The organism is uncultured Methylobacterium sp., assembly GCF_964244095.1.
Lineage (GTDB): Bacteria > Pseudomonadota > Alphaproteobacteria > Rhizobiales > Beijerinckiaceae > Methylobacterium.
The window spans coordinates 1-19,804 of the sequence record NZ_CAXTHR010000080.1; the positions used below are offsets into that span (position 1 = coordinate 1).

The 19,804-nt window shown below is 70.2% G+C and carries 13 protein-coding genes; 3 read left to right on the forward strand and 10 right to left on the reverse strand.

Translation table 11 applies throughout. The features are described from left to right. Positions 1 to 207: lysozyme inhibitor LprI family protein (locus tag ACFE86_RS13550; RefSeq protein ID WP_375455853.1), on the forward strand; the 207-nt coding region annotated here is incomplete at its 5' end. A 109-nt stretch (positions 208 to 316) separates the two neighbouring features. Here ACFE86_RS13550 and ACFE86_RS13555 read toward each other — a convergent pair. The 6 genes from ACFE86_RS13555 to ACFE86_RS13580 all read right to left on the reverse strand — a co-directional run bounded on the left by ACFE86_RS13555 (position 317) and on the right by ACFE86_RS13580 (position 10,147). Beyond that, positions 317 to 661, reverse strand: a complete 345-nt coding sequence (locus ACFE86_RS13555; protein ID WP_375455854.1) for a helix-turn-helix domain-containing protein — start codon at positions 659 to 661, stop codon at positions 317 to 319. A 337-nt stretch (positions 662 to 998) separates the two neighbouring features. Then, entirely contained in the window at positions 999 to 2,753 is a 1,755-nt protein-coding gene (locus tag ACFE86_RS13560; RefSeq protein ID WP_375455855.1) for an ABC transporter ATP-binding protein, read from the reverse strand. A 300-nt stretch (positions 2,754 to 3,053) separates the two neighbouring features. Then, positions 3,054 to 4,274, reverse strand: a complete 1,221-nt coding sequence (locus ACFE86_RS13565) for an MFS transporter (protein WP_375455856.1) — start codon at positions 4,272 to 4,274, stop codon at positions 3,054 to 3,056. Positions 4,275 to 5,203: 929 nt separating this feature from the next. Continuing rightward, positions 5,204 to 8,236: an EAL domain-containing protein gene (locus tag ACFE86_RS13570; protein WP_375455857.1), complete on the reverse strand. Its 3,033-nt coding sequence runs from the start codon at positions 8,234 to 8,236 to the stop codon at positions 5,204 to 5,206. Between the two features lie 703 nt (positions 8,237 to 8,939). Next, positions 8,940 to 9,668, reverse strand: coding sequence for a gamma-glutamylcyclotransferase (locus tag ACFE86_RS13575; RefSeq protein ID WP_375455858.1), 729 nt, complete (start codon positions 9,666 to 9,668; stop codon positions 8,940 to 8,942). Positions 9,669 to 9,736: 68 nt separating this feature from the next. Beyond that, entirely contained in the window at positions 9,737 to 10,147 is a 411-nt protein-coding gene (locus ACFE86_RS13580) for a hypothetical protein (protein WP_375455859.1), read from the reverse strand. A gap of 116 nt (positions 10,148 to 10,263) precedes the next feature. Between ACFE86_RS13580 and recO the strand changes: the two genes are divergently transcribed. Further along, positions 10,264 to 10,989: a DNA repair protein RecO gene (recO, locus tag ACFE86_RS13585; protein WP_375455860.1), complete on the forward strand. Its 726-nt coding sequence runs from the start codon at positions 10,264 to 10,266 to the stop codon at positions 10,987 to 10,989. Positions 10,990 to 11,048: 59 nt separating this feature from the next. Then, on the forward strand, positions 11,049 to 13,295 hold the full coding sequence (gene parC / locus ACFE86_RS13590; RefSeq protein WP_375455861.1) for a DNA topoisomerase IV subunit A: 2,247 nt from the start codon (positions 11,049 to 11,051) through the stop codon (positions 13,293 to 13,295). 67 nt (positions 13,296 to 13,362) lie between these two features. On the opposite strand, the gene ada is transcribed toward parC, so the two are convergent. The 4 genes from ada to ACFE86_RS13610 form a co-directional block, all read right to left on the reverse strand. Next, complete coding sequence (gene ada / locus ACFE86_RS13595; protein WP_375455862.1) at positions 13,363 to 14,442, reverse strand: bifunctional DNA-binding transcriptional regulator/O6-methylguanine-DNA methyltransferase Ada; 1,080 nt, start codon at positions 14,440 to 14,442, stop codon at positions 13,363 to 13,365. Between the two features lie 195 nt (positions 14,443 to 14,637). Continuing rightward, positions 14,638 to 18,453, reverse strand: coding sequence for a PAS domain S-box protein (locus ACFE86_RS13600; RefSeq protein WP_375455863.1), 3,816 nt, complete (start codon positions 18,451 to 18,453; stop codon positions 14,638 to 14,640). Between the two features lie 109 nt (positions 18,454 to 18,562). Beyond that, complete coding sequence (locus ACFE86_RS13605) at positions 18,563 to 18,946, reverse strand: Hpt domain-containing protein (RefSeq protein WP_375455864.1); 384 nt, start codon at positions 18,944 to 18,946, stop codon at positions 18,563 to 18,565. 177 nt (positions 18,947 to 19,123) lie between these two features. Next, on the reverse strand, positions 19,124 to 19,804 hold a 681-nt coding region (locus ACFE86_RS13610), incomplete at its 5' end, for a magnesium transporter (RefSeq protein ID WP_375455865.1).

Here is a 19,804-nt window from a genome sequence, read left to right on the forward strand (position 1 = left end):
GACGTCGAGATGGCGACCCGCTTCGAGATCCTGAAGGACGTGCTGCCGATGGGCGGCCGCTCCAAGCTGCGCGAGGACCAGGAGACCTGGCTCGCCGAGCGCCGCACCTGCGGCGCCGACGCCGCCTGCCTCAAGGGCATCTACGACGCGCGGCTCAAGGTGCTCCGCGCGGTGCAGTCGGAGTTCTCCAAGCAGGGGCCGGAATAGGGGCTTTGCCGGTGAGGTCGCGATCCGATATCCGATCGACCTGCGGTTCGCCAAAACGCCACGAGACATGGACTTCGAGCATCTGCTGGTGTGGAGTCTCAACAGGTTGTCACCGGATAATCCGAGACGGCTGATCGGTGTCCTGGCGTTGATGCCCATGTGGGGCCGTTGCCAGTTGTAGCGGAACAGGGCGGCTCACCGTGGCAGGTGAGACGCCGAGGTCCCGGGCGATCTGCTGTCCGGTGAAGCGCTGCCGGCGCAAGCACTCGATCGCCGCCACCGTGGCGGCCGGGGTCGGGCGATGCAGGGTGTGAGGCCGGGACGAGCGGTCCCGCAAACCGGCCGCGCCCTCGGCCTCGAAGCGGGCGATCCGCTTGCGCACCGTCTTCGCACACACGCGCATCGTCTCGGCGACGGAAGACGCTCTAACGCTTTGTGCGGTCGTATTCTTCACGCGAGCCGGTGTCCACCTCGCTGGAAAATGCTTTAACAAGCCGATCCTGACAGGTTCGTGAAAGTCCCCTGCCCCTGATTTTTCCAAGATCAATTTTCACAATGCATTGATGCGAGCGACGACTTGAGAGTCCTGATAGAGATGTCGCGGGTGTGTGAATCGGCACTGAAGCGTGCCCCCCACCTCGATCGAGGAATCTTCCGGTATCTCAGCAATTCTGGTCGGGCAGTGAGAAGGGTTACGGGTCAGGGCTTTTTCGCAGCCGTTGCGACGACGGGGAAAAGATCGTCGACCGACGCCCGATCTCGCGCCGCGTCGGGACGCCGGATCGCGTCGGTCACTCCGCGGCGAGGCCCGCGCCGGCCTCGTCGTCGCGGCGTTGCGGGAACTGGGCGGCGTAGAGGCGCCGGTAGGCGCCGCCGGCCGCGAGCAGCGCCTCGTGCCGCCCTTGCTCGACGATGCCGTCCCGGCCCACCACCACGATGCGGTCGGCCTGACGGATCGTGGCGAGGCGGTGGGCGATGACCAGGGTCGTGCGGCCTTGTGCGAGTTCGGTCAGCGCGCGCTGGATCTCCCGCTCGGTCTCGCTGTCGAGAGCGGACGTCGCCTCGTCCAGGATCAGGATCGGCGGGTTCTTGAGGAAGACCCGCGCGATCGCCAGGCGCTGCTTCTGGCCGCCCGAGAGCTTGACCCCGCGCTCGCCGACGACCGTGTCGAGGCCGTCCGGCAGGCTGTCGATCAGGGCGTCGAGCTTGGCCCGCCGCGCGGCGTGCGCGATCTCGGCCTCGCCCGCGTCGAGGCGCCCGTAGGCGATGTTCTCGCGGATCGTGCCGGCGAAGAGGAACACGTCCTGCTGGACGATGCCGATCTGCCGCCGCAGCGAGGCGAGCGTCACGTCGCGGATGTCGATGCCGTCCACGGTGATGCGGCCGCCCTCGACCTCGTAGAAGCGCGGGATCAGGGAGCACAGCGTCGTCTTGCCGGCCCCCGACGGGCCGACGAAGGCCACCGTCTCGCCGGCCGCGACCGTAAGGTCGAGGCCCGACAGGACCGGCCGGTCGGCGCTGTAGCCGAAGCGCACGTCCTCGAAGCGGATGTCGCCACGCAGCGTCGCCACCGCGACCGCGCCGGGGCGGTCGACGATGTCGGGCTCGGTGGCCATGAGCTCGGAGTAGCGCCGGAAGCCGGCGACGCCCTTCGGGTAGGTCTCGACGACGGCGCCGATCTTCTCCAGCGGCCGGTAGAACACGCCGACCAGCAGCAGGAAGCCGACGAAGCCGCCCGGGCTCAGCTCGCCGCGCACCACGAAGGCGGCGCCCCCCAGCAGCACCACGATCTGCACGAGCCGCATGCCGAGGTAGTTGATCGACAGGCTGGCCGCCATGATCCTGTAGGCTTCGAGCTTGGTCTCGCGGTACTTCCTGTTGTCGGTGGCAAACAGGCGCTTCTCGTGCGGCTCGTTGGCGAAGGCCTTCACCACGCGGATGCCGCCGACGTTCTCCTCGATGCGCGCGTTGAAGGCGCCGACCCGGCCGTACTGCGTCTGCCAGTTGCGGGTCATGCGGCCGCCGTAGCGCAGGCTGACGAAGGCGATCACCGGCAGGATGGCGGCCGTCAGCAGGGCGAGCGGCGGATGCACGAGGACCATCAGGGCGAAGGCGCCGACGAGCGTCATGACCGCGATGAACAGGTCCTCGGGCCCGTGGTGGGCGACCTCGCCGATCTCCTCCAGGTCCTTGGTCACGCGGGCGACGAGGTGGCCGGTCTTCTGGTTGTCGTAGAAGCGGAACGAGAGCTTCTGGAGGTGGTCGAAGGCGCGCGCGCGCATCTCGGTCTCGATGTTGATGCCGAGCACGTGGCCCCAGTAGGTCACCACCACCATCAGGCCGGCATTGGCGACGTAGATCGCGGCGAGCCCTGCGGCGGCAGCCAGGATCAGCGTCCAGTCCTGACGCGGCAGCAGCACGTCGACGAACGCCTTCACCGCCATCGGGAAGCCGAGTTCGAGCAGGCCCGACAGGACGGAGCAGCCGAAGTCGATCAGGAACAGGGTGCGGTGCGGGCGATAGTAGGCGAGGAAGGCCTTCAGCATGGGGCTTTCGGGTGATCGAGGGGCACGCGGCGCCGCAGGCGGCGGCGCCCGGCAGCCGGTAGCGCATACAGCACGCGCGCGGCCGACGCGCCCCTCCGCCGAAGGCCTGCGCCGGCGGGCAGCGGCAAAAGGCGTCCCGCCGCAGCGGCCGAGGCCCGCCGCCCGCGCCGTGAACGGCGCGGGCGGCATCCCTGTCGCGTTCGCGCAAGGCCAAGTCCGCGGCGGCGTCGGCGTTGCTCCACGGTACGCGGCGCGACAGGCCGGAATGGGCACGGCAGAGGTCGAGGATGGGCCGGAGGATCATGCGGCGTCCGCGGCGCGGTCGGCCTCCAGGGTCCGGGCGATCGCCGCGCGCAGGCACAGGAACGCGACGGCGTAGAACGGGATCGCCAGGGCGAAGTATGCCGCCCAGCCGACGAGGCCGGCGAGCGCCGGGGCGGCGACCCGCAGCGGCATCGCGGCAAAGAACGCGGCCCCGAACAGCAGCGCGTAGTCCGTAGCGGGGCGCGGCCCCTGCGCCCAGCGATAGATCATGTTGAACACCGGCACGCCGAGCCCGCCGCCGCAGACGACGCCGAGGATCGTGCCCGCGATGGCGAGGCCGGACGAACCGGACGCGCTGGCGGCGAGCATCAGGCCGCCGCAGGCCACGGCGCCCAGCGCCGAGAGGGTGATGAGGCGCAGCGTCCCCACCCGCCGGACGAGGGCGCCCGAGAACGCCGCCATGGCGAAGTTGACGATCGGCGCGACGCTGCCGGTGACGAAGCCCACCTCAGAGAGGGGCACGCCGAGATCGAGCAGGGCGAGGTTGTTGACCCCCGACAGGCCGAACATCGCCGCAAAGTAGAGGCCCAGCACCAGCACCTGCGGCGCGAGGAGCCGGAGCCGTCCGAAGGAGCCCACCACGCGCCGTCCCCCCGCGTCGGGTCGCCGAAGCAGCGCCTCGGGATAGCGCAGCATCGGCAGCACGCAGAGGACGTTCAGGCCGGCGACGCCGAGGATCGCGGCCTGCCAGCCGATGGCGTCGTAGTACCCGATCAGCAGCCCCGCCCCCGCGACGCCGCCGAGCGAGGCGCCGCAGAACTTGGCCGAGGCCACGTAGGGGCGCCGGTCGTCCGGCACGGTCTCGACCACGAGGGCCTCGAGGGCGATGTCCATGGTCGCGACGCAGACACAGGTCGCCACGGCAAAGGTGAGGAGGACGAGGAGGGGCCAAGCCTCGCCCAGGCTGAGCACCGCGAGCAGGGCGATGGTGGCGGCCTGCATCAGGGCGATCCAGCCGATGCGGTGCGGAAGATGCGGGAGCCTTATCCTGTCGACGGCGACCGCCCAGAGGAAGGTCAGGCCCACGGGCAGGTTGATGAGTTGCAGCAGGCCGATCTCGGCGAGTTCGATCCCGCGCGTCCGCAGGATCAGCGGCGCCCCCCCCGACAGGAAGCCGAACGTCGTGCCGAAGGTGATGTACAGGCAGAGGAACGGGACGAGCGGTCGCAGCCAGACCAGCGATCGAACCGGATGCATCGACAATCGCTGCACCGCTCAGACCGCATGACGGGACCGCCGGTGCGGCGATCCATAGGCGTCGGCCCGCAGGGCCGCCTTCACCGTCGGCAGAGGGAGCAGGCGGCGCTCAAGCATGGGCATTCATTCGTCATCCATGGCGCCGCGCAGGGCAGCGAGGTCGCCCGGCGCACCGGATGCCGGCGTGACCGGCCTGTTGTTTAGAACCGTGCTAAATAGCTGTTGCGGCTGCCGTTTTCATAACCCATCCTTCGGGCCGCGTCTCGCATCACATCGCAGGTGGAGGGATGCGAGACGCGCTCCGCACGGCGCGGGATCGTCAATCGAGCCCTGCAGGCCATCGGCATCACCGCGTCGCGAACTTGATGCTGATCGCCGCCTTGGCGACGCGGCCGGGATTGGCGAGCGCGTCGAGGTACTGGGTGTAGCGTTTGTCGATACACGCCACGGCACGACCGGAACCCGGGCCACGGTTCGCCCGCCGACAGGATCGTAGGCGCGCCAGAGCCAAAGCGTGTCTGGCTTTTTTACGGAATGCCCCATCGCGTCGACGCTCAGGACTCTGACATCGGCCGGGACGTCGGGTTCGGGCAACGCCTCGGCCTCGGCACGGGCCCGCCGCAGGACCGACACGTCGCTCATGCCCAGGAGGCGCCCGGTCATCCCGAAGCGCAGGTCGCCCAGCGCGTGGAGCGCCATGGCCATCGCCTTCATCGCCGCCGGCTTACCCTTCGGCGGCGTATCGGTGACGGTGCAGCCACAGGATCTGCGACGAGACCGCTGAAGGCCGCGCACGAAACCGCTCTTCGCAGCCTCCGTCCCGCCCCAGGGCTTGCAGGCTATCGTCGCCGTGATCGCTCTCAAAAGAGCGAAGCACCATGATTAAGTCAAAGCGATGACGTGTAATATTCAAAAGTGGGACCCTGCGCTCAGGCAGCCGCCCTTGCCAGACGTTGTCCTATGAATTGAACGATACGGTCAACGGGCAGTGGCTTGCTATAGAAATAGCCCTGTATTTCGTTGCAGCCTTGCGTGCGCGTCGCGGCAAGCTGTTCTTCGGTCTCGATGCCCTCTGCCGTGATCGTCATCCCCAGCGCAATGCCGAGACTGACGATGGCGTTCACGATCGCCGCCGTGCTCAGGTTGTCGATGTCCTTCACGAAGGAGCGGTCGATCTTCAGCTTGTCGAACGGGAAGCGCCGGAGGTAGCTCAACGACGAGTAGCCCGTGCCGAAGTCATCCAGGGCGATGCGGACCCCGAAGCCTTTCAGCCGATGCAGGCAGGCGATCACGGCCTCGGCGTCCTGAACGAGGACGCTCTCCGTGATCTCGAGTTCGAGCCGATGCGGTGCGAGACCTGCGGCAGCCAGGGCCGAGAGGACGCTCTGCTCCAGCCCGGGCTGCTGGAACTGGATGGCGGAGACGTTGACGGCAATCCGCAGGTCGTCGGGCCAGGATGCAGCCTCGCGGCAGGCCTCCTGGAGCGCCCAGGCGCCGAGCGGGACGATCAGCCCCGTCTCCTCGGCCAGCGGGATGAATTCGCCGGGCGCGATCATCCCGCGCGTGGGATGAGGCCAGCGCATCAAGGCCTCGAAGCCGACGATCCGATCCTCGGCCAGATGCATGACGGGCTGATAATGCAAGGCAAAGCTGCCGCACATGATCGCCTGGCGCATCTCGAACTCGAGCTGCATCCTGGTCTGGACGGCCGCGTCCATGCCGGCTTCGTAGAAGCGGTAGGTGTTGCCCGTCGAGGCTTTGGCTCGGTAGAGGGCGAGGTCCGCGTTCTTGAACAGAGCGGCCGCGTCGTCGCCATCCGTGGGCGCGAGCGCGATGCCGATGCTGACGCCGACGGTGACGAGGGTCCCGCCGAGATCGAGGGGTTGGCCCACGGCGTCGATCACCCGCTGCGCCAGCATGCTCACCTGATGCGCATGCTCGAAGTGCGAGGTTATGATCGCAAACTCGTCGCCGCCGAGCCGCACCACGACGTCGCCCTCCCGCACCGTCGCCAGGAGGCGGTGGGCGATCTGGCACAGCAGATCGTCGCCGGCGGGATGCCCGAGCGTGTCGTTGACCGATTTGAAGCGGTCGAGGTCGAGGCACAGCAGAGCCGCCTGACCTCGGCCGCGGTGGATCTCCGCGAGCCGATGCTCCAGATGCTCGTGAAACACCGCGCGATTGGGCAGGCCGGTGAGCACATCGTGGCGGGCCATGTAGGCGATGCGGTGCTCCGAGGCCTTGCGCTCGGTGATATCGATGTGGGTGCCCACGATGCGCAGCGGCTTGCCGTCCGCGTCGTACGAGACCACCCTGCCACGGGAGAGGACCCAGACATACGCACCGGATTTCGCGCGGATGCGGTGCTCGCAGGCGTAGGATGCCGTGCGCCCCTCGAAGTGCTCCGTATGCAGCACCCGGGCCCGCTCGATGTCGTCGGGATGCGTCAGGCGCTCCCACGAATCGACATGCTGTTCGATCTCCCCCGGCTCGTAGCCGAGCATGGTCTGCCAGCGATCCGAGAACCACGCCTGTCCCGTGGCCACATCCCAGTCCCACAGACCGTCGCTGCCGCTGTCGAGGGCGAGCGCGAGCCGCTCCTCGCTGGTCCGCAGTCGCGTCTCGCTCTGAACGAGGGCGTCCTGGGCCGTTCGCCCCTCGGTGACGTCGAGGTTGAGGCCGACGATGCGCAGCGGCCGGCCTGTCGCCGCATCGCGGATGATGCGACTGAAACCTGTCAGCCGGCGGTCCGTATCGCCTTCCCCGGTCTGCCGAACCCGGAATTCGACCTGATAGGTGGTCCCGTTCCGAAGCGCCGTCGAGCGGGCGGCATGCATCTGCGCGATGTCGTCCGGATGAACGCTTGCCCCCCATTCCGCGAGGCTGACAGCGACCCACGCCGTCGAACCCGGCTCGCACGGAATCCCGTGCATGCGCGCGCTCTCGGGCGAGTGGTGCACCACGTCCTCATCGAGGTTCCACTGCCAAACGCCCGCTCCGGCAACCTCCTGTGCCAGTTGCAGCAGGTCGGTCGTCTGTTCCAGCGCGTTCAGGGCTGCGACGGTGTCCTCGATGTCGAGCGCCGTGCCGAGCCATTCCACCACCCTCCCGTCGCGGCGCACCGGGATCATGATCAGCTTGTGCCAGCGGTAGATGCCGTCGTGCCGGCGCAGTCGCCCGTCTACGGAATACGTGTGCTCGTGGGCGATAGCCCGCTGCCAGGCGTCAGCCATCCGCTCGGCATCTGCGGGATGGTTGCGGCTGGTGCGTTCCTCGAGCCGCGATCCGATCAGTCCGTGATAGGTGCTGAATTGCCGGTTCGTGTAGATGGTGCGGCCATCCACACCGCTCATCACCCAAACCATCTGCGGCAGCGCGTCCGCGAGCGACCGGTCGCGTGTCTCGCCGGCCAAGATCGGCGCCTGCGAGCATATGCGTTCCTCCAGCGCGGCTTCGATCGAAAGCCGCCCCCGATGAAGCTCGATGAGTGCGACGACGGTCCGGCCGAGGTCCCGAAGCCGGGTCCTGTGTTCGTCGGAGAAGCTGCGCGGTTTGGTATCGATGACGCACAGCGTGCCGAGCCGGATGCCGGAGTCGAGGATGAGAGGCGCACCCGCGTAGAAGCGGATGCCGGGCTCACCCGTCACCAGGGGATCGTCGGCAAAGCGGACGTCCGCCGTTGCGTCTTCCACGACGAAGACAGCGTCCGAGAGGCTGGCATGCGCGCAGAACGCGACGTCGCGCAGCGTTGCGTCTGCCGCGATCCCGCACCTGGCGTTCAACCCCTGCCGGCCGCTTCCGATGAGCGAGACGCGCGCGATGGGCACGGAAAACAGCGCAGCCGCCGTGCGGCACACGGCATCGAAGCGAGCCTCGAGCGGGGTATCGCGGATGCGCAGGTCACGCAACGCCGCGAGCCGTTCGACCTCGTTCGCCGGAAGCGGCACCATCTGCATTTCCATCGCTCGTCACCGCTTCGGAGGCGTGAATGGTCATGATGATGGGTGTCATTGGTTGATGAAATCTTCACTGGCCTGTAATCAATCATCGTTGGCCGCATAATTTTCGTAAGACAAATATCTTTCGTAAAATGTTTAATGATTAATTATTTAAAAGAAAAAATACTGTCTTTATCTATTGTCCATAGATTTGGGTAACGTCGATGAGCACGTTATACGGTGTCGGTTTTCTGTGTCTAACCACTGATGATGTCGCGTCCTAGAGCATTTTCCAGCGAGGTGGATACCGGCTCGTGTGAAGAAAATGCGACCACACAGAGACTTAGAGCATTTCCCGTGATCCAGGGATCATGGAAAATGCTCTAGTGACTCGAACCGGAAGTTCGCGGCATTTCTGGTGGAGCGATGCGCAGGCGCAAGCGTTTGATCGACGCCGGATGTCGTCGGCGGATTTGGTCCAGCGGAAGGGCTTTGGATCAGCGTCGTGCGTATCGAGGAAGGTTGCGAGGGCGGCCTGGAGGACAGCGATGCTGCGATGAGCGCCGCGCTTCCGCTACCTCGGTGACCGCCTCGGCGTCCCCGACGATATCGCCGTGCCCGCGCCCCTACCGGACCTCGTCAGACAGGCCGCAACAGCCTGGCCGCCCGGCAATCTGCCCCCGGTTACCTGGAAAACGCTCCAACGCGTCGTGTGGTCGCGTTCTCCTCACGCGAGCCGGTATCCGCCGCGCTGGGAAGTGCTCTGGCATCCGGGCGGGCAGGCGCGCAGGTGCTCGGCGACCAGCGCCTGCAACGACCAGAGGTGGCGGTCGTGGATGCCGAGCGTCTCGCAGGCCTCGACCGTGCGCAGCAGGTACTCGGCGCTCGGCCCGATATGGCCGCAGGCGGCGGCGATCTTCTTGGCGATCTCGGCGTCGGTCAGCCGCCCGGAATAGCGGTCGCTGGCGCGGTTCACGAGGAAGGTCAGCGCCGAGACGGGGCCGGCCTCGGTCGCGACGGGGAGCCAGCGGGCGACGTAGCCGCGCCCGCGCATCTCCCGGCGCCAGACCGGCATCAGCGTCTCGCGCAGGTCCGTCCCGGCCAGCCGGAACGCGACGCCGCGGCACAGGCCGCCGCGGTCCAGCGCCAGGACGAAGCCCGGCCGCTCCGGCGTGCCGCGGAAGCGCCGCTGCAGCAGGCAGAAGCGGCGGTGGAAGCCGCGCACCGTGCCGATCCGGCGCTCGGAGAAGACGAATTCCGGCCGCCACATCAGCGAGCCGTAGGCGAACACCCATAGGCCACCGCTGCCGCGTCCCCGGCTCGCGATGATCTGCTCCAGGCCCGGCACCAACTCTTCGTCGGTCATCACCTGCAACGCCGCCGCGTCGTCGGGAACGGGCACGGAATGGACGCGGGCGATCAGGTCGAGGGTGAGGGCGAGCGGCTGTTTCGGCATCGATCCGGTGGGAGCAACGATGGGGCCAGAACGACACCGGAGGGACGACACCCAAAGGCTGACATTCGTCAGCCTTTGGCGTTGCCCGGCGTGTCGAGTTCCGGGAACGGCTCTGTGCGGTGGCCGTGGCAGACCTCGTCGTCGTCGATCGGCGTGAGCGTGCCCGCCGCCTTGTCCTCGCGGATTACCACCTTCGGCCGCTCGGCCTTACCGAACGTGCGGCCCTTCATGTGGCTCGACACGCACCACAGCGTGCGGCCCCCGTCCTCGAACGGCCCCGCGATGCGGCTCGCCTCGAACCGCACCGGCAGCAGCGAGACCGACCCGAACGGCACCTGCCGCAGGGCGAGCGCCGCGACGCGCTCGCGGATCGTCCCGTGGCTTGCCGGGACGGCCGGGGCCTCGCTCCGCGCCATGCAGCCACCGAGGGTGAACGCCACGCCGACCGTCGCGGCGGATCGCTGGATCGGTCCCGGCATCGAAACGGCCCTCCCGTGGGCTGAGGCTACCGCGCCGGCCGCGGCTTCGGAAGCTGGTCGGCCGGCATCGCGGCGCCAACCTCACAAAACTTACCGGAAAATCCTATCTTCCCCTCATGCAATGGACCGATGACGCCGTGGTGCTGGGCGTGCGCAGGCACGGGGAGACGGGAATCGTCCTCGAAGCGATGACCCGCGAGCACGGGCGCCATCTCGGCCTCGTCCATGGCGGGCGCTCGCGCAGGATGCAACCGGTGCTCCAGCCCGGGAACCTCGTCCGGGCGACGTGGCGGGCGCGCCTCGACGACGGCCTCGGCGCCTTCGCGGTCGAGCCGCTGGAATCGGCCCTGTCGCGGCTGATCGGCTCGGGGCTGGCGCTCTACGGGATCGGTCACGCAGCCGGCCTGCTACGGCTCCTGCCCGAGCGCGACCCGCACGCGGAGCTGTTCGAGGCCGCCCGCGTGCTGATCGCCCACCTCCACGACCGCGCGGTCGCGCCGGCGCTGATGGTGCGGTTCGAGCTGGCGATCCTCGCCGAGCTCGGCTTCGGCCTCGATCTCGGCGCGTGCGCGGCCACCGGCGCCAACGACGCGCTGATCTACGTCTCGCCGAAGAGCGGGCGCGCGGTGAGCGCGTCCGCCGGCGAGCCCTATCGCGACCGCCTGCTGCCGCTGCCGCGGTTCCTGCGCGACGGCGGCCCGCTCGAAGGCGAGGACGACGTGCGCAATGGGTTTACCTTGACCGGCTACTTCCTCGCCCAGCACATCTGGGGGCCGCGGGCGCTGCCCGCGCCCGAGGAACGCGCGCGGTTCGTCGCGGCCGGCCTTGATGCCTGCCCGTGATGTTCGTGCTATGTTCCATGTGAAACAATCCTTCTCGTGACGCGAATTTTGGAGCCGTGATGGGCCAGCCCTTCGAGCCGCCGAGCGGGGACGGCATCGAGAGCGTCGAGCTGAAGACGGCGCTCGAGGAGCGATACCTCGCCTACGCGCTCTCCACGATCATGCACCGCGCGCTGCCGGACGCCCGCGACGGGCTCAAGCCCGTGCATCGGCGCATCCTCTACGGCATGCGGCTGCTGCGCCTCGACCCGAACACGCCGCACAAGAAGTGCGCCAAGATCGTCGGCGACGTGATGGGCGACTTCCACCCGCACGGCGACCAGGCGATCTACGACGCGCTGGTGCGGCTCTCGCAGGACTTCGCGCAGCGTTACCCGCTGGTCGACGGCCAGGGCAACTTCGGCAACATCGACGGCGACGGCCCGGCCGCCTACCGCTACACCGAGGCGCGGCTGACCGAGGTCGCGCGCCTGATCCTCGACGGGTTCGACGAGGACACGGTCGATTTCCGGCCCTCCTACAACGGCGAGAAGGACGAGCCCTCGGTCCTGCCCGCCGCCTTCCCGAACCTGCTCGCCAACGGCAGCCAGGGTATCGCGGTCGGCATGGCGACCTCGATCCCGCCGCACAACGCCGCCGAACTCTGCGACGCGGCGCTCTACCTGATCGCCAACCCGCAGGCGACCTCGGCCCAGCTCGTCAGCTTCGTGCAGGGGCCGGACTTCCCCACCGGCGGCATCCTGATCGATTCCGCCGAATCCATCGCCGAGGCCTACCGCACCGGCCGCGGCGCGTTCCGGGTGCGGGCGCGCTGGGCGAAGGAGGATCTCGGGCGGGGCACCTGGAACATCGTCGTCACCGAGATCCCCTACGGCATCCCGAAGGCGCGGCTCATCGAGAAGCTCGCCGAACTCCTCCAGGAGAAGAAGCTGCCGCTGCTCGCCGACGTGCGCGACGAATCGGCCGAGGACGTGCGCGTGGTGCTGGAGCCGCGCGCGCGCAACGTCGATCCGGTGATCCTGATGGAATCGCTGTTCCGGCTGACCGAGCTGGAGGCGCGCGTGCCCCTCAACATGAACGTGCTCGTCGGCGGCCTCGTGCCGCGGGTGATCGGGCTCGGCGAGGCGCTGCGCGAATGGCTCGACCACCGCCGCGTCGTGCTCCAGCGCCGCTCGCGCCACCGCCTCGGGCAGATCGCGCGGCGCCTTGAGATCCTCGGCGGCTTGCTGATCGTCTACCTCGACCTCGACGAAGTGATCCGCATCATCCGCGAGGACGACGAGCCCAAGCCCGCGCTGATGGCGCGCTTCGCGCTCACCGAGGTCCAGGCCAACGCGATCCTCGACACGCGCCTGCGCTCGTTGCGCAGGCTCGAAGAGATGGAGCTGAAGCGCGAGCTCGACGCGCTGACGAAGGAAAAGGACGGGCTCGACGCGCTGCTGGGCTCGGAGGCCGCGCAGTGGAAGACGATCACGCAGCAGGTCCGCGCCGTGCGGAAGGCGTTCGGGCCGGAGACGAAGCTCGGCGCCCGCCGCACCACGCTCCAGAACCCGCCGGACACCGCCGGCATCGACTTCACCGCGGCGATGGTCGAGCGCGAGCCGGTCACCGTCATCGTCTCGGACAGGGGCTGGATCCGCGCGCTGAAGGGCCACGTCGCCGACCTCTCGACCGTGGCCTTCAAGGGTGACGACCGGATCAAGATCGCGTTCCCGAGCGAGACCACGGCGAAGATCCTGGTGCTGGCCTCGAACGGCAAGGTCTTCACCTTGGAGGCCGCCAAGCTCCCGGGCGGGCGCGGCTTCGGCGATCCGATCCGGCTGATGGTCGATCTCGACGACGGCACCGAGATCGTCGCCGCCCTGCCCTACCGGCCCGAGACCCGCCTGCTGATCGCGGGCTCGGACGGGCGTGGCTTCCTCGCGCCGGCCGACGCGCTCGTGGCCAACACCCGCAAGGGCAAGGGCGTGCTCGGCCTCGACGGCGACGCGAAGGCGGTGCTGCTCGTGCCGGCCGAGGGCGACCACGTCGCGGTGACGAGCGCCGACAAGCTGCTGCTGGTCTTCCCCGCCGCCGAATTGCCCGAACTCGTCCGCGGCAAGGGCGTCCGCCTTCAGCGGTGCCGGGCCTCGACGCTGGCCGACGCCTGCGTCTTCGCGCTCGCCGAGGGCCTGCCCTGGCGCGACGGCTCGGCCCAGGCGCGGGTCGCCAACGCGGGCGTGCTGGAGAAGTGGATGGGCCACCGCGCCGACGCCGGCACGCTGATGACGCGGAGTTTCCCGAAGTTCGAGCGGTTCGGGAAGTAGGGTCTTCGACAGCCGAAGGCGTCGGGATCGGCGACGATCCGCGTCCGGTCGAGCGCGGACGCCGCGCTCAGCGCGCGACGCCCTCGCGGGCGAGCAGGTCGCGCTTGCGCGCGATGCCCCAGCGGTAGCCCGATAGCCCGCCATCCGCCCGCACCACCCGGTGGCAGGGGATCGCGACGGCGAGCGCGTTGGCGCCGCAGGCCCGGGCCACCGCGCGCACCGCCGCCGGGACGCCGACGGCGCGGGCGATCTCGGCGTAGCTCGCCGTCGTCCCGGCGGGAATTTTCTGCAATGCCGCCCAGACCTTCTGCTGGAAGGCGGTGCCGCCGATGTCCAGCGGCAGGTCGAACGCCGTCCCGGGCGCCTCGACGAGGCCGACCACCTGCGCCACCACGGCCTCGAAGCCGGGGTCGCCCCCCGTCAGCGCCGCATGGGGGAAGCGGTCCTCCAGGTCGCGCAGCAGCGCATCCGGGTCGTCGCCGAGCAGGATCGCGCAGACGCCGCGCGCCGTCGCCGCGACCAGGATCGCCCCGAGGCTGCACGGCCCCACCGCGAAGCGGATGGTCTCGCCGGCGCCGCCCTTGCGGTAGGCGGCGGGCGCCATGCCGAGGCGCTGGGGGGCGTCGGCGTAGAACCGGCTCGCCGCGCCGTAGCCGGCCGCGTAGAGCGCCTCGGTGACGCTGCCCGCCTGCCGCAACCCCTCCGCGACGCGATCCGCGCGGCGCGCCTCGGCATAGGCCCTCGGCGTGACGCCGGCGACGGCCTTGAACACCCGGTGGAAGTGGAACGGGCTCAGGCCGGCGTCGCGGGCGAGCGCGTCGAGCGCCGGCACGGTCTCGGCCGCGTCGATCAGGCGGCAGGCGCGGGCCACGAGCGCGGCGCGCCGCGCATCGCGCGACGCCGCGTTCGGCCGGCAGCGTTTGCAGGCACGAAAGCCCGCCGCCTCGGCCTCGGCCGGGGTGGCGTGGAAGGCGACGTTCTCGGGGCGCGCCGCGCGGGCGGGGCAGCTCGGCCGGCAATAGATGCCGGTGCTGCGCACCGAATAGACGAAGCGGCCGTCGAAGGCCGCGTCGCGGGCGGCGAGCGCCGCCCGGCGCACGCCGTCGCCGTCCGCGCAGGTCGGTCGGGCGGTCTCGGTCGTCTGCATGGCGGCTTCCCGTCGGATCGCCGGGGCCGGAACCGGCCCCCGCTTCGCGCCTGGAATGACCGCCTTCCGCGCCCCCGGCATCCCGTCCCTTGCTCCCGAATCGCCCGTCCGCGGCCCGACCGCAATGTGCGCGCGGATCGGCGCCGCCTCAAACCCGCGCCGTCCCCCCCCGGCGTCGGCGGCCGGCGGGGCGGCTCACCTCTCGGCCGCCCGCCGCTCCGGTCCCGCCCCCCGTCCGGGAAGCCAGCGCGCGATGGTGGCGTAGAGCACGGCGCGCTCGAACGGCTTGCCGACATGGTCGTCCATGCCCGCTTCGTGGAACTGGTGCACCTCGTTCGGCAGCACGTTGGCGGTCATCGCGATCACCGGAACATGCGCCGACGGGCCGTCGAGCCGGCGGATCATCCGGGTCGCGGTGATGCCGTCCATGCCCGGCATCTGCACGTCCATCAGCACGAGGTCGAACGCCCCGTCCTCCACCGCCATCACCGCCGCCGCCCCGTCGGCCACCACGTCGACCGTGTGGCCGGCGGCCTCCAGCACGAGGCGGGCGAGTTCCTGGTTGATCGCCACATCCTCGACGAGGAGGATGTGGCCGGTGGTCCGGGGCGTGGGGCTGCGCGGCGCGCCGGCGGAAGCCGTGACGGCGGCCCCGAGCGGAAGCGTCGCCGTGAACCAGAAGGTCGATCCCGCAGCCTCGTCCGAATCGACCCCGATCGCGCCGCCCATCAGCTCGACGAGGCGCTTGCAGATCGCGAGCCCGAGCCCGGTGCCGCCGAAATCGCGGGTCACCGAGTCGTCGACCTGCGAGAACCGCTCGAACAGCCGGTGCTGCTTGGCGCGCGGGATGCCGATGCCGGTGTCGGTCACGCTGAAGCGGATGGTCTCGCCCGCCTGCGTGCTGCCGGCGGCCTGCGTGGTGCCGACGTGCCGGACGGCGAGGGTGACGCTGCCGCCCGGTGTGAACTTCACCGCGTTGTTCAGCAGGTTCAGGAGGATCTGGCGCAGCCGTCCCTCGTCGCCGACGAGGCTTTGGGGCAGGTCCCCGTCTATCCGGCTCACCACCGCCAGGCCCTTGGCGGTGGCCAGCCCGCGCACGATCGAGAGGCAGTTGTCGGCCAGCGCCGCCGGCGCGAAGCTGCGGTGCTCCAGGTCGATCGCCCCGGCCTCGACCTTCGAGAAGTCGAGGATGTCGTTGACCACCGTCAGCAGGGCGGAGCCCGACGAGCGCGCGAGCTCGGCGTGGCGCAGGAGATCCGGCGCGAGCCGGTCGGAGCGCACCAGCAGGTCGGTGAAGCCGATCACCGCGTTCAGCGGCGTGCGGATCTCGTGCGACATCGCGGCGAGGAAGTCGGTCTTGGCCGCGCTCGCGCGCTCGGCCTCCAGGCGCGCGGCGTCGGCCGCCGCCTTCGCCTCGTGCAGCACCAGCTCGGCCTGCTTGCGCTCGGTGATGTCGAAGTTCAGGCCGATCACCCGGGTCGGGCTGCCCGCGGGATCGTAGTAGGCGCGCCCGATGCTCTGCAGCCAGCGCACCGCGCCGTCGGCGCCCGCGACCCGGAACTCCGTCACGAAGGTCCGGCGCGCGGCGATCGCCTCGGAGGCCGCCGCGAAGGCGCGCTCCCGGTCCTCCGGCACCACCTGCGCCTTCCAGGCGTCGAGGGGCAGGCGCAGCGGCTGCGTGCCCGGCAGGCCGAGCAGGCGCGCGCTCTCCGGCGAGAGCAGCACCATTCCGGCGGCGAGGTCGAGGTCCCACGCGCCCGCCTCGGCGGCGTCCTGGGCGAGCCGCAGCAGGTCGCTGGTCTCCTCCAGGGTGCGGCGCGCGGTGATGATGTCGTCGATGTCCAGCGCCGTGCCGAGCCAGCCGACGATCCCGCCGGCCTGACGGATCGGCACCATCACGATCTTGTGCCAGCGGTAGGCGCCGTCGTGCCGGCGCAGGCGTCCCTCCACCTCGTAATCGCCGTCGGCCCGAAGCGCCGCCGCCCAGGCCGCCGCCATGCGCTCGGCGTCGCCGGGGTGGTTGGCCGCCACCCGCGCCGCGTCCCCCGAGCCGATCGGGCCGTAATACGCCTCGAACCGGCGGTTGACGTAGGCCGCCTCGCCGTCCTCGGCCCGCGTCACCCAGACGAGCTGCGGCAGCGTGTCGGCGAGCGCCCGGTAGCGCGCCTCGCTGGAGCGCAAAGCCTCCTCCGCGCGGTGCCGGGCATCGACGTCGCGCACCGAGACGACGAAGCCGCAGGGCCGCGCGGCGTCGTCGCGCACGAGGCGCCACGAGCCCTCGACCCAGAGGTACGACCCGTCCTTGCGGCGCAGGCGATGGGTGCCGACCGCGGTCTCGGCCTCGCCCCGGGACAGGCGTCCGACCAGCCTGTCCAGCGCCGGCGCGTCCTCGGGATGCACGTCGTCCTGCGGCCGCGTCCCGAGGAGCTCCTGCGGGGCGTGGCCGACCAGCTCGCGCGAGGCCGGCGAGACGTAGAGGCGCTCCCCCGTCAGGTCGAGCTGCACGATCATGTCGCTGGCGTTGTCGGCGAGCAGCCGGTAGCGCGCCTCGCTGCGGGCGATGCGCTCCTCGGCCCTGCGCAGGTGCGTGATGTCGCGCGCGCTGATGAAGACCCGCCCGATGCCGCCGCCGGCCTCGGGCAGCGGCACTATGATCACCTCGAAGCGGTGGGTGCCGTCGCCGCGCACCCGCTCGTCCTGCTTGTGGAGGGGCCTGCCCGTCCGGATCACGCCCGCGATGTCGGCCCGCACGATCGCCGCCATGTCGGGCGGCATCACCTCCTCCGGCGTCTTGCCGCGGGCCTCCTCCACCGAGCGCCCGATCAGCGCGGACGCGCTCGGGTTCAGGGTTTCGAGGACGAAGCCGCCGTCCGGGCCGACCCGGTGGACGAAGAGGTGGTCGGTGGCGTTCTCGAACACGCCGCGGAACAGCGTCTCGGCCTCGCCCAGCGCCCGGTGCGTCTCGATCAGCAGCGCCTCGCGGCGGCGGCGGCGCTCCAGTTCGCGCAGGAGGACGAGAAGCCCGCCGAGGATCGCCGCCGTCGTGGCGCCCCCGACCGCGAAGGCGCGGACCCGCTCCTCGCGGATCGGCGCCAGCAACTCCGTCATCGACTCGCCCACCAGGACGACGAGGGGCAGCCCGTCCGTGATGCGGTAGCCGAACAGGCGGTGCCGCCCGTCGTAGAGGCTGACGGACTCGAACGTCCCGGCCGGCGCGGTCTTCAGGTTCGCGAACAGGCCGCTGTTCGGATCGGTCCCGAGGTCGCGTTCGTACATGCCCGGCGTCGGCGGGGACCGCGCGCGGATGTAGCCGTCGAGACCGAACAGGGAGACGCTGCCGTCCGTCCCGACGTCGAGCGCCCGGAAGCGCGCCACGAGGTAGGCGGGATCGAGGGCGACGATGAGGACGCCGCCGAAGCTCCCATCCGCCCGCGTCAGGCGCCGCGCCAGGTTGAACGACCATGCCCCCTGGACGCGCCCCTGGATCACCCGGTTGAGGTAGAGGCCGGCTTCGGGATGCTCCGAGAGATGGCGGAAATAGTCCCGGTCGGCGACGTTGACCCGTGGGGCGCCGGGTCGCGGCGGCGTCCGCGCCACGACGAGGTCCCCGCGTTCGTCGAAGATCGCGATCTGGTTGGCGCTGGCTTCGAGCATGGTGGCGCGCTTCGACCAGGTGGCGAAATCGAAGGTCTTCGGGTTGTCGGCGAAGTCGCCCTGGATCAGGCGCATGATCTGATCGATGCCCTCGATCATCCGCGAGACCTGCTCGGCCAGCGCGACCGACAGGTTGGTCACGTCGCGCCTGGCCTGGGCGATCTCGCCCTCGCGGCGCCGGTCCATGTGGAACAGCAGACCGCTCCAGACGAGGGCGAGGAAGACCAGGCCGCCGGCGACGGCCAGAACCTGCGCCGACCGTCCGGCGAGGCGATCCGGACCGGAGGGCGCCTTGCCGCCCGGCCCCGATCCGCGCGCTCCCGAGACCTGCATTCCCGAGACCTGCGCTTCAAACACCTGCGGCTCCCGCGTTCCCGACGTCCCGGCCCTCATCGCGCCACCGTCGAGGGCGGGTCGTTCCGGCCGCCTGCCGCTTTGGATCGCCTCCGATCCGGCCGGACCGTGGTCATGGCGCGCTTTGCTGCGCCGAACCGTCCGCTTCGCCGGGAGGCACGCCGGCCCTGGAGGATGCCGTGAGACCCTCCAACGCGGCGACCGTCTCGTCGCGCAGCACCCGGATGTCGGCGAGCGACGCCGCGAGGTCCGTCCCGGCCTTGGCCTGCGCCTCCAGGGCGCGGCAGGCCCCCGAGAGCCGCTCGCAGCCGAGCATCCCCGACATCGAGATCAGGGTGTGGGCCTCGCGGGCGTGATCGACGGGCGCCCGGTCCCCCCCGGCGAAGGCGCCGCGCAGGCTTGCCGTGAATCGCTCCAGCAGACGCTGAAGCTTCTCCGGACCGATCACCCCGCCAAGGTCGTCCAGGGCCGGGCGGCTGAGTAGGGGCAACGTCACGGGAGGCTCCGGAAAGGGTGTCGTCGGGCTCGACGCACGGGACGGCGGCGGTGCCGGCGCGGCCCTTACGTCGACAGGTGAGGCGGCGTTTCGCGGCGCCGTCCAGATCCGCGGCGCCATCCGCGCCCGCGGGGCGAATCGGCCGCAACTGTTGCCGAAAGGGTACAGTCGCGGTCGCTACAGCAGCGTCCCGCGCAGGATCAGCAGCGCCACGGAGAAGTAGATGACGAGGCCGGTCACGTCGACCAGCGTTGCCACGAAGGGTGCCGAGGCGGTGGCCGGATCGAAGCCGAGCCGCTGGAGCAGGAACGGCAGCATCGAGCCGGTGAGCGAGCCGAAGGTGACGATGCCCACCAGCGCCGCACCGACGGTGGCCGCGACCAGCGGCCAGTGCGCGCCGTAATCGTACAGCCCGGCCTTCTGCCAGACCACGATGCGGACGATGCCGATCAGGCCGAGGATCGCGCCGAGCACCAGCCCCGTCGGCACCTCGCGCAGGGCCACGCGCCACCAGTCGCGCAGGCGGACCTCGTGCAGGGCCAGCGCGCGGATGAGGAGCGAGGTCGCCTGGCTCCCCGAGTTGCCGCCCGAACTCATGATGAGCGGGATGAACAGGGTCAGCACGATCGCCTTCTCGAGCTCGCCCTCGAAGCCCTGCATGGCCGAGGCGGTGAGCATCTCCGAGAGGAACAGCGCGCAGAGCCAGCCCGCGCGCTTCTTGATCATCGTGAGGAAGGAGATGTCCATGTAGGGCTCGTCGAGCGCCTCCATGCCGCCGAAGCGCTGCACGTCCTCCGTCTGCTTCTGGACCATCGCGTCGATCACGTCGTCTACCGTGACGATCCCGATGACGCGGCC